Annotated in this window: 9 protein-coding genes; 2 read left to right on the top strand and 7 right to left on the bottom strand. The window is 41.4% G+C overall.

Annotated elements, in window-relative coordinates:
- Positions 1–112: 112 nt before the first annotated feature.
- The 7 genes from ASE55_RS12560 to ASE55_RS12530 form a co-directional block, all read right to left on the bottom strand.
- A complete protein-coding gene (locus tag ASE55_RS12560; protein ID WP_056220109.1) occupies positions 113–3700 on the bottom strand; it encodes a choice-of-anchor L domain-containing protein in 3588 nt (1195 codons plus the stop codon).
- Positions 3701–3857: 157 nt separating this feature from the next.
- On the bottom strand, positions 3858–6233 hold the full coding sequence (locus tag ASE55_RS12555; protein ID WP_056220106.1) for a choice-of-anchor L domain-containing protein: 2376 nt from the start codon (positions 6231–6233) through the stop codon (positions 3858–3860).
- Between the two features lie 203 nt (positions 6234–6436).
- Entirely contained in the window at positions 6437–6967 is a 531-nt protein-coding gene (locus ASE55_RS12550) for a DUF1003 domain-containing protein (protein WP_056220103.1), read from the bottom strand.
- 18 nt (positions 6968–6985) lie between these two features.
- Positions 6986–7756 (bottom strand): TIGR02757 family protein, encoded by a 771-nt coding sequence (locus ASE55_RS12545; protein ID WP_056220157.1) that lies wholly within the window; start codon positions 7754–7756, stop codon positions 6986–6988.
- Between the two features lie 7 nt (positions 7757–7763).
- Entirely contained in the window at positions 7764–8678 is a 915-nt protein-coding gene (locus ASE55_RS12540; protein WP_056220099.1) for a ribonuclease Z, read from the bottom strand.
- A gap of 126 nt (positions 8679–8804) precedes the next feature.
- Positions 8805–9392, bottom strand: coding sequence for an RdgB/HAM1 family non-canonical purine NTP pyrophosphatase (gene rdgB / locus ASE55_RS12535; protein ID WP_056220096.1), 588 nt, complete (start codon positions 9390–9392; stop codon positions 8805–8807).
- Between the two features lie 38 nt (positions 9393–9430).
- On the bottom strand, positions 9431–10261 hold the full coding sequence (locus ASE55_RS12530; protein WP_056220093.1) for a CPBP family intramembrane glutamic endopeptidase: 831 nt from the start codon (positions 10259–10261) through the stop codon (positions 9431–9433).
- Between the two features lie 194 nt (positions 10262–10455).
- Between ASE55_RS12530 and ASE55_RS12525 the strand changes: the two genes are divergently transcribed.
- On the top strand, positions 10456–12051 hold the full coding sequence (locus ASE55_RS12525) for a peptide chain release factor 3 (protein WP_056220090.1): 1596 nt from the start codon (positions 10456–10458) through the stop codon (positions 12049–12051).
- A 299-nt stretch (positions 12052–12350) separates the two neighbouring features.
- Positions 12351–13286 carry a DUF4349 domain-containing protein gene (locus ASE55_RS12520; protein WP_056220087.1) on the top strand — a complete coding sequence of 312 codons (936 nt, stop codon included), beginning with the start codon at positions 12351–12353 and terminating at the stop codon, positions 13284–13286.
- The last annotated feature ends 598 nt before the right edge of the window (positions 13287–13884 follow it).

Genomic DNA, 13884 nt, shown 5'->3' with positions numbered 1-13884 from the left:
ATTTTTGTTTCAACAAATTTAATTGTTTTTTGCAAATACCATATAAATATTTAGACTTTTTGTGTAGAAAAGTAAAAAACCTCTCAAATTGAGAGGTTTTAATAAGATATACTTAATTTATGTTTTTTAATAAAATCCAGCCGTTTCTGAGCTCAAGCTTTTTGCTTGCCGGGTTTTCCCACTGTACCCTGTACCAGTAAGTGGCCGTCGGAAGTGTGATACCTCCCCTGAGCAGGCCGTTCCAGGACGTTTCATTCTTGCTTCCCTTGAATACCTCCTGTCCGTATCTGTCGTAAATAGAAGCTGCAAAATTATTATACTTGCTGATTCCCGTGAAGTCTACCGTATCATTTTTACCGTCTGAATTTGGTGTAATGGCATTGATCACAATGAAGGTAAAGAATGATAATGAATTGTTGCAGTTTGCATCTTTCACCCTCACCAGAAGATTATAGTTCGTGTTATCCAGAATATTATAGAATATATTGGAAGACTGCCATGCAACACCTCCGTTTATGGAGTATTCCAATGTTCCGCTGGTTGGGTTTGTTGCAGATATGGTAAGGACATGATTGTCATACACTACGTTGGTGAACTGCGGAAGCGCAGGATTGATCAGCTGGGCAGAAAATACTTTGGAACAGGTCCCGTTACTGATGGTTACGGAATAGATTCCCGGTGTATTTACAGAAATGGTCTGGGTAGTCGCCCCTGTACTCCATACATAAGTATAATTCGGTCCTGCACCGGCATCTAAGATCCCGGAATCTCCTGCACAGGCATACACATCCTGTAAGGTAGATTCAATTGCAGGCACGACTTCGATTGTGATAGAAGTCGGGTTAAGTACTTTACAGCCGTTTCCGCCTAAAGCAAAAACAGAATAAGTCGTCATGCCAACGGGTGGAGTCACAACTTGTGTATTTCCATTTCCGGGTAAACCGATCCATTCATAAGTCACGCCGCCGGATGCAGTCAGCGTTACAGATTCTCCCGCACAGATTTTAGATTTTGATGCTGCCAGAACGGCTACCGGAGGCCCTACAACAATGGTAACAGTAGCCTGGTTAGCCGAAACACATCCATTTGCTCCTACTGCGTACACTGAATATGTTGTATTCTGTATTGGAGAAACAACCTGCGTATTTCCATTTCCCGGAAGGCCGCCGCCCCAGTTATAGCTTACACCGCCTGAAGCGGTTAAGGTAACGGATTCCCCCGGACAGATCTGTAAAACAGTAGCCGTCAGTCCTGCTACCGGAAGTGTGGTATTCTGGGTTACCGTAACGTTTGCTATATATGAACAGTTTAAGTTTCCTGGCTGGTTGACATTGGTTACAGTCAGTGTATAGACACCTCCCGCATTCACAACAGGCGTCAGTGTATTGGCTCCGGATACAATGGTTCCGCCGGTGGTGGTCCATGCAATCGTAGATCCTGCAGGAATTACCGATGCAGAAGCATTTAAAGTCACGTTGGCCGTATTACAGGTAATCTGCTGTGGCGGAGCAATGGTTAGTGTAGTCACCGGTGTTGACAGTAACTGTAAGTTGACCACATATTTACATCCACCGTTAGAAACCAGGACATAAATGGTCTGCCCGCCCGCACTGTTGAATGATACAGGTGCAGCAATGGTATTGGCATTCCCGGCATTGGCATCAGCTAAATTTACATAATACGCAAAAGTCACCCCCGGTGCAGAAGTTATCTGCGGCTGTGCTTCTGTTAAGTTATAATTGATGCCTCCCGTCTGGTAACATTTAAATAAAGTGGCATTCTGTACCGTAATCGGCTGGGAAACTTCAATGGTAATGGTTGCCGGTGTCTGCGAAACACATCCGTTCGCTCCTACTGCGCTTACCGTATAGGTTGTGGTAGCGGTAGGTGAAACAGTCTGGGTATTTCCGGTTCCCGTTAAGCCGACCCAATTGTATGTGGCACCACCGGACGCAGTCAGCGTCACCGATTCTCCTGAACAGATCAGTATTTTTGATGCTGTTAAAGTGGTGGTTGGCGGCGCACTGTTTCCTGTAACCGTAACATTTGTGGTTGCCGTACAGGTTAAGTTTCCGGGCTGATAAATATTTGAAATCGTTAAAGTATAGGTTCCTGCCGTATTGATTACAGGGTTTAATGTGTTGGCTCCTGATACGATATTTCCGTTTGTTGTAGTCCAAGCAAACGTAGCGCCTGCAGGATAAACGGATGCCGTACCGTCTAAGGTGATCTGTGAATTCGTACAGGTAAGTATAGCAGGTGGTGCAACCATTGCCGTGATCTGAGGCGCTTTTATCAGTTGTAATTCAGCAACTTTTGAACAGAATCCGGTTTTAACCAGGACATAAATTGTTTGTCCGGCACTCTGAAAAGCGGTAGGAGCAGCAATAGTACTCGTGTTTCCGGCCAGGGCATCTGCCTGGTTGATATAATAGGCAAAAGTAGCTCCCGGAGTCGTACTGATGGAAGCCTGTGCCGAGGTCAGGTTAAAAGTAGCATTTCCCGCGGTATAACAGGCCGTGAGTGTTGCGTTCTGCACTGTAGGTGAAGTTCCGCCCACAACGGTCACTGAAGCCGTTCCCGGACATGTATTCCCCGGTAAAAATACCTGAACGGTATAAACACCCGGCTGGGTTGCCGTATAAGAAGCACTGGTAGCTCCAGGAATAGGCGTAGTTCCCAGCAACCACTGATAAGTAGCTCCCACACCCTGCACAGAGGCAGAAAAGGTCTGAGGGGTATTGTCACATACATTAATGGATGACGGAAGCGTCACTCCGGCAGGATCTAAAAGCTGAACGCCAATATCAAAAGACCCGGCTTCAAGGAAAACCGCAGAGTCAAAGTTTGAATCCTGGTAATCTGCCAGTACCATTTTAAAATGATAGGTCTGTCCCGGAATTACGGTTGCCGTTGCCGTAAGAGGAATTGTACGTCCGTCAAAATTAGTCTCTATCTGAGGGTTATTGATTCCTGCAAAATACTGTACGTTTTTCGGTCCGCACGGCAGGTTGCCCGGAATAATATTGGTAACACTTACAGGCCCTGCTCCTCCCGGAAGAAGGGCAAGGTTGGTGTAGGTAGGATCGCCTACTTTTTTTAATAATAATGCGAAACCGTCGGAAATATTACAGGTGAAATTACTCTGGTATTCTTTGGAGGCAAATAAATACCGGAATGAAACTTTGGTAGAAGCCGGTACGAAATCAAATTCAATATAGGTAGCATCCCTTAAGCCTGAATTGTTAACACCCAGGGCGGCCGCCAGATCAACATCTCCGGTGGTAGGAAGCGCATCGCTCAAAGTTCCCTGCAAGGTATTCCCGGTTTTGCGGGCATATCCGGTAGTAAGGACAATCCCTTTGGCAAAAGGAAAATTGGTCGTGGCTTTATTAAAATACCCCCAGCTTCTGTTCTGATCGGTAACTGCTAAATTAGGAGAAACAACAACATTGGTTACATTGGCTGCGGAACAGGTAGACCCGCCGCTGATGAGTACATCTTTAACCAACTGCGTAATACTGAAGTTTGATTCTGGGTACCCCGCTGCATTGACGTCAATAAAAGCACCAGCTTTCATACTTTCAGCTGAAGGCTTCCTTACAACGCCCTTGCTCTGTCTGTCCTGAGCAAAAACAAGGCATCCCGCAAAAAATAAGAATAAAGCCAAAAATAAACTTTTTGTCCTCGTGTTTAACATTTTATATTATTTTAAACAAAAATACTATTTTTTTTGATTGAATTATTACATTATCACTTATACAATCCATTCCATTATAAAAATATGGGATTCAGTTGTATTAAAAATAAAAAAGACCGACATGCTGTCGGCCTTTCCTAAGGGTATTTAAATTTTCTTATTCTATATTTTTCAGCAGTATCCAGCCTGTTTTTATGGTAGGCTTTTTACTGGCCGGATCTTCAAAAGTTATCTGATACCAGTAAGATGCTGTCTGCAGTTTTTTCCCCTGGAAGTATCCGTCCCAGTATGGCTGCAGGCTAGTGGCCGTGTATACCTCTTTTCCGTAACGGTCAAAAACAGAAGCTTTGAAATCTTTATTCTTGATAATTCCCCTGAAATCAATCAGATCATTGATGTTATCTCCATTCGGTGTAATGACATTCTGCATAATAAATGTAAAATATTCCAGGAATCCTACACAGCTGGTCTTTTTCACCCGCACCCTGATGGATACCACGATATTTCTCGGTATGTTTGAGAATGTATTTGAATTCTGCCATGTTACGCCGTTATCAATTGAATATTCCAGCGGCCCGTTGCTTGGATTGCTTGCCGTGATAATCATGGTTCCGTTTTCGTTGTAGTTCACGTTAATAATTTCAGGGATAACCGCCTGAACAACCTGTGTGGTAAAATCTTTCTGACAAACCCCGTTGTTAATCGTTACAGTATAGGTTCCCGGTGTTGCTACGGAAATAGTCTGGGAGGTATCTCCAGTACTCCACAAATAATTATAGTTAGGTCCTGCTCCGGCGTCCAAAGTAATCACATCGCCCTGGCAGATCATTCCTCCGGAAAGCGATGAGGTAATGGCAGGCACTACTTCTACCGTTAAAGTGGCAGGCTGTAAAGACTTACATCCCTGTGCCCCGATTGCAAATACCGAATAGGTAGTGGTCTGTGTCGGGGATACCGTCTGTGTAGCACCGGTTAAAGGCATTCCTACCCACTCATATGTTGTTCCGTTGGCAGCAGTTAAAGTAGTGGATTCGCCAACGCAGATCTTTACTTTTGTTGCCGTAAGCTGTGCTACCGGGGTAGCTTCTTTTCTTAACGTTAAGGTAACCGTTTTGCTGCAGAAAGCACCGTTGGAAACAACAACATGCAGTACCTGTCCGTCTGTACCGTTATAGTTTCCTAATAGTGCCGGAGCAATAAAGTTTGCATTTTGTGCCACTGCATCGGCCTGATTAACATAATAACGTACAACTGCAGTTGTAGAAGTCGTGATCAAAGGCGTTGCACTATTCAGGTTAAAGGTAGAGACAGAAGGCGTTGTACACAGCTTCAGGGTAGCATTCTGTGCAGGAGGCGTTGTTCCTCCCACAATCGTAATTACCGCTGATGCCGGACACTGGTTCCCCGGAACGGAAACTTTCACTTCATAAGCCCCCGGAGAGGTTGCTGTATAGGAAATATTTGTTGCTCCATTGATTGCCACACCGTCTTTGAACCACTGGAAAGTCATTCCCGGAGCAGCCGTAAGCAATGCTGTTAAAATCTGAGGGGTATTGTCACACATATTTACCGTATCCGGCAAAACTACGCCGTTGGCATCTACAATTTTAATTCCGATATCAAAAGATCCTCCTTCTAAAAACACGGCAGAATCCAATGTCTGGTCATTATAATCGGCCAGAACCATTTTAAAATGGTAGGCAACACCAGGTGTTACATCCGCAATTGCCGTTAAAGGGATTACCCGTCCGTTAAAATTGGTTTCTATACTCGTTGTATTATATCCTGCAAAATAAGTCGGGTTCAAAGCGCCACATGAAAGTGTACCTCCGCCAAACTGTGTGGCCGGACGTATATTCGTAACACTTACCGGGCCTGCCGTTCCCGGAAGTATGGCCACATTGGTGTACGGGCCTCCGGCTACAGGTCTGATTAACAGGGCAAATGCATCCGAATAACTGCACGGGAAACTGCCCGTATATTCTTCTGAAGCGAATATATAATTAAATTTTATCTGATTGGAATTCGGTACAAAATCAAACTCCAGTGCTACGGCATCACGCTGATTGCCGATGTTGGTACTGGTGGCGGCTGCAAGATCAGCATCCCCGCTCTGTGAAATGGTGCCCTGCAGGCTTCCTGCGATGGCTGCATTTCCGGTTTCTCTTGCATAACCGGTGGATAAAACAATACCGTTATCAAAAGGAAAACTTGTGGTTGCTTTATTGAAATAGCCCCAGAACCTGTTGTTATCTGTTGGAAGGTGGTTAGGAGTTACCACTACATTCGTTACATTCGGTGTTCCGCAGCCGGACTGTCCGTTAATAAGGACCTGCTGTACAAGCTGCTGCATTGTAAAGGCGGTTTCCGGATAGGATGCGGCATTTACATCAATAAATGCTCCTGCCTTCATGCTTTCAGATGTCAGTTTTACTTTACCGTTTTTCCGGGATGCATTCTGTGCCAATGCTGATCCTGAAATTAGAAGTAATACTAAAAAAAAGAAGTAGTTTTTTAGTCTATAATTTAACATTTTTTTATTGTTTGTTCAAAAATACTAAATTTTAGATTAGAATTGTATAAAATTAAACGTTAATTGTATGAGAAATTTAATTTATTCTGAATATTTAAGAATAACAGATAATATATCTGTTTAAAATAAAAGACCGGTAAAAAAATTAGCCTCAATTGTGAATTATCTGTTAATTTAAACTGAATAAGAAGATAATTTCATCCTTATTCATCTTTAAGCTGCTCAATTTTATTCTGGAGCTCTTCGATTTTATCTTTTAAAGCTTTTATTTCATTTTTGTTTGAACTCACATTGCTTTTAAGCATTACATTCTTTGCCCTCTCGCTGTGGACTTCATCATCTTCCTCTTCATTGATCTCTTCGATATCTTCCTGAATGTCTTCAATATCCTCGGTAATCTCTTCAATATCTTCACTGATTTCCTCGATGTCTTCGCTGATCTCTTCGATGTCTTCCTGAATATCTTCAATATCCTCCTGGATATCTTCAATTTTCTCATGGCTTTTGTTTACGGACATCTGGATAAAAATGGCGAGGTAAATGGCCTCCAGGGAAACAACCGTGGTAAGGATCAGCAGCATTTTATCAAACTCCACAAGGTGAAGCAGGGGCAGTAAGAACGAAACAATAAAAAACAGGGTGTGGGCAATTAATGACGGAATGGAACCGATCCACCAGGTAATCCCGTTGGCTATTTTTTCTAAAATTTCTGATTTGTCTTCCTGGTTTTTCATTTGTGTTTTGTTTTGTTTTTATATTATTTCTTTGGTTACTCCTAATCCGAACAGGGCAAAATCATATTTTGCGGGATCGGTCTCATCCAGTTTCCTGATTATCAGATCCAGTTCTTCTACCGTTTTCCAGTCATTCTGTGTCCTTGAAATCAGGCCCAGCTTCCTTGAGATATTTCCGGTATGCACATCCAACGGGATGGAAAGATGTTTCTGGTCTATGTTTTCCCAGATACCGAAATCTACGCCGCGCCTGTCTTTACGAACCATCCACCGAAGGAACATGATGATTCTTTTGGTAGAGGAATTTTTATACGGCGAACTTACATGCTTATGACTCCGGTGTTTTTCAACGCCCAAAAACCGGCTCCTGAACCGCTCAATGGCGTGAAGGAAATTGGTTTCAGGATCATTTACCGTAAATAAATCTTCCAGGTTTTCATTTTCCTTATATATCCTGTTGAACTGCCGGATAAAATATGCAAAATCTTCACCGTTAAAAGTTCTGTGGATGCTTTTCCCCTGAATTTCCTGCAGGTCTTTTTCAGAATAATTCATGACAAAATCATAAGGCGAATTCCCCATAATCTCCAGCATTTTTTCTGCTGATTTTATGATTGCTTTGCGGTTTCCCCAAGAAATGGTAGCTGCCAGGAAACCCGCGATTTCAATATCCTGCTTCAGAGAAAAACGGTGCGGAATCTGTATCGGGTCATGTTCTATAAAATCAGGACGGTTATACTGATCTGCCTTTTCATCCAAGAATATTTTTAATTCCTCAAGCTTCAACATCATTTTTCTAAATTTTCACAGGCTCCAAGGCCTTCGGTAAAAACGTATTCGGGAAAATAGTCCTTGCTTCATCCGTAAATACGGTTAAATCTGCATACCGGTTAGAAAAATGCCCCAGGATCAATTTCCCCACCTGCGCTTTCTGAGCAATGGTTGCCGCTTCCAAAGCAGTTGTATGCCCGGTATAATCCGCCATTTCTTTGAGATCATGTAAGAACGTGGACTCATGATAAAGGACGGTTGCATTTTTAATAATGGGAATCAAACTTTCCAGATATCTCGTATCACTGCAGAACGCATAAGAAATGGGAGCAGCCGGCTCGGTGGTAAGGATTTCATTTTTCAGAACATAACCGTCACTCAAAACAAAGTCTTTTCCTGCTTTGATATTATGGTAATCACAGGTTTCGATTTCGTCATATTTGGCAATCTCCTTCATATTCAGGTGCCTGTCTTTTACTTTTTCCTTAAACAAGTACCCGTTGCAGTAAATCCTGTGGTCCAGCGGAATTGTATAGACCTCTACCCTGTTGTCTTCATAAATTTTTTCAGACTCTTTTTGGTCCAGCTCATGATACACCACTTCAAAGCCACGGTGGGTTTCGGTAATGGTGAAAATTGTTTCCAGCATTTTTTTAATGCCTTTCGGGCCGTACACATGAAGCGGGTTATCCCTTCCGAGCAGTCTGAAGGAGGCAATCAGCCCCGGCAGGCCGAAACAGTGGTCCCCGTGAAGGTGCGAAATAAAAATATGGTTGATCCTGGAAAATTTCGCTTTTGCTTTTCTCAGCTGAACCTGCGTGCCTTCTCCGCAATCAATCAGAAAGGATCTTTCCTCCATTTCCAGAAACTGTGCGGTAGGGGAAGAATTGATAGTGGGAATCGCTGAATTAAAGCCTAATATCGTTAAGTAAGTACTCAAATCAATGGTTTATTATAAAGACAAATGTACGACAGAAATCTGAATCTGAAGGCAGGGCCTTTTTATACTTTTATCCGGTTTGGAACTAAGTTAATCCAAATCTCCGGCCACTTTCCGGTTAACGGACTAATCTTTCACTTTCAAAAAATCCAGGAAAAGATCCAGCGCCTGTTTTCTGTGGCTGATTTTATTTTTATCTTCGGGATCCATTTCTGCAAACGTCATTTCATATCCTTCAGGAACAAAAACAGGATCATAACCAAACCCTTTGAATCCTTTATTTTCAGCCAGTAAATTTCCGTGAGCCCTTCCGTCGAAATATTTAGGCCCGTTTTCATCATAGTAGCATAAAACAGTGATGAAATAAGCTTTGCGGTTTTCCATACCTTCCATTTCGCCCAATACCTTTTCAATATTCTTCGCAAAATCATGGTCACCGGCATACCGTGCGGAAAAAATACCGGGTCTTCCGTCTAAGGCTTCCACCACCAGGCCACTGTCATCCCCAAGGCTAGGAATGCCTGTTTTCTCAAAACAGTATTTCGCTTTGATCAGAGCATTGGCGTTGAAAGAATCTCCGTCCTCCACAATTTCTTCATAGATATTATAATCCGTAAGGCTTTTCACCACAAAATCATCTCCCAGGATCTGCTGGATTTCTTCTTTTTTATGCAGGTTGTGGGTAGCTACCAGTAATTCCATATGCTTTTTCATTTTTAAATTTATTTTGACTGAGTCTGAAAGCCCTTACTTCAGATCTCTTTATAATGTACCTTATTCTTCACCGCAAACAGGTAGTAAAACAGTGAAAAAAGCACTATGCCGACTGCCAGTATAACCCATTCCGATACTTTAAATGCGTCTGCAAAACTTTCATTTTTGGTATAGGTAATTAGTAAGGTAGAGCATAAGTTATTAAAACCGTGAAGCAGCATAGGCAACAGCAGGGATTGGGTTTTGTGATATACCAGCCCTAAAACACAGCCCAGTAAAACCGCCCCGACGAACTGCCAAGGATTCGCATGAACGAGCCCGAAGATCACAGATGCTATAACGATGGCTTTCCACGGCTCAACACCTTTATTGATCAGCCCTTTCTGAATGATTCCCCTGAAAATAATTTCCTCGAAAATCGGGGCACAGATTACGGCTGTAATAACCATAACGATGGGATCATCAGTCAGTTGCTCCATCAGCTGTGTGAAAAATTCATAGTATTTCCCGAAAAAAGGTCCTGTTGTAGGGATCTGTGCTGCAATAAATTCGGCGATGAACATCATCCCGGTCATCATGGGAAAGATCAGCAGATAGGTGTAAAAGTTGGTTGGAGAGAAATTGAAATTAAGCTTTTTCCCTGTCGTTCTCCTTACCACGAAAAAATCAAAGAAAGCAATGGCCGTAAGAAATCCGGCAGCATTGGAAAGCATAAAAAACCAGTCTCTGTACTGAAGGTTTTCTTTAAAAGTGAACATCCAGAAAACATTAAAGAATGAAGTAATCATTGTTCCGGCAAACAGGCCTGCCAATAAAACAAGACCTCCGATCCAGGTAAACGTAAACTTTGGATATCTGCTGTTTTCCATTATTTCCAGTTAAAATTATGCTAACAAAGATAAGTATTTTGTGTGACTGACCGTAAATAAGTCATGGGTGAATCCTGAAACTTTTTAATGAATACGGGATTTAACGCTTTATGTCCAGTCCAAAATCCCATCCCTGATAATTTGATTTTTAATTTCCATTAAAAATCACGATTTTTGCAACTTCAAAACAGGATATGTCAGACTTAATCAAAGAAATAGAGAAAAGAAAAACTTTCGGGATTATCTCTCACCCCGATGCCGGGAAGACCACCCTTACGGAAAAGCTTCTGCTGTTCGGGGGTGCAATTCAGGAAGCGGGTGCGGTAAAATCCAACAAAATAAAAAAAGGGGCTACTTCCGATTTCATGGAAATTGAAAGACAGAGAGGGATCTCGGTAGCAACTTCCGTTTTGGCTTTTGAATACAGGGGCCACAAAATCAATATTCTGGATACCCCGGGCCACAAAGATTTTGCAGAAGATACCTACCGTACGTTAACTGCGGTTGATTCGGTAATCGTAGTTATTGACGTGGCAAAAGGGGTTGAGGAACAGACGGAAAAACTGGTTCAGGTATGCAGGATGAGAAATATCCCGATGCTGGTTTTCATCAATAAGCTGGACCGTGAAGGTAAAGACGCCTTTGATCTCCTGGATGAGGTGGAACAGAAATTAGGGTTAACCGTTTGTCCGCTTTCCCTGCCCATCGGGATGGGAAGTGATTTCCAGGGGATTTACAATATCTGGGAAAACAACATCCAGTTATTCTTAGAGGAGAAAAAACAGAAAGTAGGAGAAGCGATTAAATTTGATGATATCAATGATGCTTCAATTGATGAAGTGATCGGTGAGAAAGCTGCCGGTACCCTGAGGGAAGAGCTGGATCTGGTACAGTCCGTTTACCCGGAATTCAACCGTGAAGATTATATGAAAGGCGAACTGCAGCCGGTATTCTTCGGTTCTGCTTTAAATAATTTCGGAGTGCGGGAACTGTTGGATGCGTTTATTGACATTGCCCCGATGCCGCAGCCGAAAGAAAGCGATACCCGCCTGGTAAAACCTGAGGAGGATACATTCACCGGATTTGTTTTTAAAATCCACGCGAACATGGATCCGAAACACCGGGACCGCCTTGCTTTCGTAAAAATTGTTTCCGGAACTTTTAAAAGAAACGAAAATTACCTGCTGGTAAGGGAAGGAAAGAAAATGAAGTTCTCTTCCCCGAATGCATTCTTTGCAGATAAAAAGGAAGTGGTGGACGAAAGTTTCCCCGGAGACATTGTGGGCCTTCATGATACGGGAAATTTCAGGATCGGTGATACGCTAACAGGCGGTGAAAAACTGAGCTTTAAAGGAATCCCGAATTTCTCTCCTGAACATTTCAGGTATATCAACAACAACGATCCATTGAAAGCAAAACAGCTGGCTAAAGGTATTGACCAATTGATGGACGAAGGGGTTGCACAGTTGTTTACGCTTGAAATGAACAACAGGAAAATTATCGGTACCGTGGGTGCCCTTCAGTATGAGGTAATCCAGTACCGTCTGGAACATGAATACGGCGCAAAATGTACGTATGAGCCTCTTTCCATGCATAAGGCCTGCTGGGTTGAAGCGGATGAGAAATCAGAAGAGTTTAAGGAGTTTGCACGGTTAAAGCAGCGGTTCCTGGCCAGAGACAAGTATAACCAACTGGTTTTCCTGGCAGATTCATCTTTTACGATTCACATGACTCAGGAAAAATTCCCGAATATCAAGCTGCATTTCATCAGTGAATTCCAGAATGCCTAATTAAAAGCAATAAAACAGACCTTACATACAATCCGCTGAAATTTTTTCAGCGGATTTTTTTTTGCATAAATTCCAAATTTTACAATAGACATCAAAAAATACTGTCATATTGATATAAATCTTCATCAATCGTAAGGATCAATTACATAAACGGCCTGAAAAAAGCTTGTAAAACTTTTGTAAAACAGATACAATCTTCTGATTTTAAACATATTAATATTTTACGGCGAGAATACATGCCATTTACAACCTTTACAAAGGCTTCCCTCCTAATTTTACTTCATCAAAAAATCAACATTATGAAAAAGTTCATATTACTTGTAGCGGTATCAGGCTCATTTATCATGTGTAAAAAAGGAGAAGCCGCTGCATCCCAAATGGAAAATACGCTGAAATCTGCAGACAGCACCGTTTCTGCAACCTCTGAAAAAATCAGCCGTGTGAGTGACCGGGCCAATGCGGCACTTGATTCTGCCAATGTAAGGATCAAAGAGTTTGAAGATACAAAGAATGGTGTTAAAGACAGGATTGAAAGTACCTCAAAAATGGTAGATTCCCTATCCGAAAAAATTTCATCGGTAAAACTGGAAACCAAGGCGGAGAAAAAAGATTCGGCAAAAAAGGATGAAAAAATTGTGGTGAACGTTCCGGCTCCGAAAGTGATCAGGGAAACCAAAATTGTTTACAAGGATAAACCCCGGAAAGAAAATTATGAACTGACGGTTGTTAAAAACAAACTGGTAAAGACCGGCATTCTGGAACTGACCGTAGATGATGCTGAAACAGCAAAAGAAACCGTAAAGGAAGAGGTTGCCAAATATGACGGAATGATCAGGAGTGAAAATATTTCGCTGAACAACGGTGATAAGAAAATAGCCTATTTAAAAATCAGGATCCCGATTCAGAAATTTGATTATCTGATGGACGACCTCAGCCAAAACCTCGGAAAAGTCGAGAATAAAAGTGTTGAGATTTCCGGACAGGACTTTATGCAGAATACGATGTGTGAAGTGGACGTTACCCTTTACGGAAATGAAGGAAGCTATGCCGAAAATAATGAAAAGACTGAAACATTCGGTGAAAGATCTTTTGCGGCCGTTTCTTCGGGATGGAACGTGATTACTTCTGTTTTCCTTTTCATCCTCCCGCTCTGGCCCTTGTTTTTAATCGCAGGGATCGGCTATTATTTTTACAAGAAAAAAAATAAAAATACAGCGCATCATGACCGAAGCTGATTTAATTTTAATTTAAGATTCAAAATCAATATTAAAGTTCACTGAAGACCTGTTTAAATCCATTTCAGGAATAATTTACTGCTGATTTTTTAGATCGGATAAAATAAATTCAAAAACTGTTTAAACTTTTGATATAATTTTTAAATTGAAAATCCAGCCTGTTAAAAAAATTATATACACTTAAGTTTCATTAAAGTAAATTTTAAGGGTTTATAAAAAGGGCACTTAAGTTTTGAAAATCTTTGATTTTCGTCTAAAGTAAACTTAATAACTGGATTCAGCAAAAACTTAAAATAACTTAAGTGTTTTTAAATAAGTTTAAACAGGCTTTCAAGTAAAATGTGCATGATTACCACAATTTACCGGAATAAAAGTGAAAATCGATTTAACTCTTTTAACTTCATTACATGTCTGATCTGTATCTAAATTCTGAATTGTTTAAATATTTTTAATAATATTTTAATGAAAATTACGTTTCCTGAAAAATTATTATTGCTAACTTTAGCTTAATAAATTTTAAAAGACCATTTAACCAAAGGCAGAAAATTCTATCAAATAAACAGAAATGATTATTTAAGATAAAAAAATAAAGACATAT

The organism is Chryseobacterium sp. Leaf201 (assembly GCF_001421435.1).
In the GTDB taxonomy this organism is placed as follows: Bacteria; Bacteroidota; Bacteroidia; order Flavobacteriales; family Weeksellaceae; genus Chryseobacterium.
This window is presented reverse-complemented; position numbering and strand designations above follow the sequence as displayed.

Bases quoted from the DNA above. Each gene is read 5' to 3' on its own strand.
- ASE55_RS12560 (WP_056220109.1), bottom strand. From the start codon at position 3,700: ATGTTAAACACGAGGACAAAAAGTTTATTTTTGGCTTTATTCTTATTT.
- ASE55_RS12555 (WP_056220106.1), bottom strand. From the start codon at position 6,233: ATGTTAAATTATAGACTAAAAAACTACTTCTTTTTTTTAGTATTACTT.
- ASE55_RS12550 (WP_056220103.1), bottom strand. From the start codon at position 6,967: ATGAAAAACCAGGAAGACAAATCAGAAATTTTAGAAAAAATAGCCAAC.
- ASE55_RS12545 (WP_056220157.1), bottom strand. From the start codon at position 7,756: ATGTTGAAGCTTGAGGAATTAAAAATATTCTTGGATGAAAAGGCAGAT.
- rdgB (WP_056220096.1), bottom strand. From the start codon at position 9,392: ATGAAAAAGCATATGGAATTACTGGTAGCTACCCACAACCTGCATAAA.
- ASE55_RS12530 (WP_056220093.1), bottom strand. From the start codon at position 10,261: ATGGAAAACAGCAGATATCCAAAGTTTACGTTTACCTGGATCGGAGGT.
- ASE55_RS12525 (WP_056220090.1), top strand. From the start codon at position 10,456: ATGTCAGACTTAATCAAAGAAATAGAGAAAAGAAAAACTTTCGGGATT.
- ASE55_RS12520 (WP_056220087.1), top strand. From the start codon at position 12,351: ATGAAAAAGTTCATATTACTTGTAGCGGTATCAGGCTCATTTATCATG.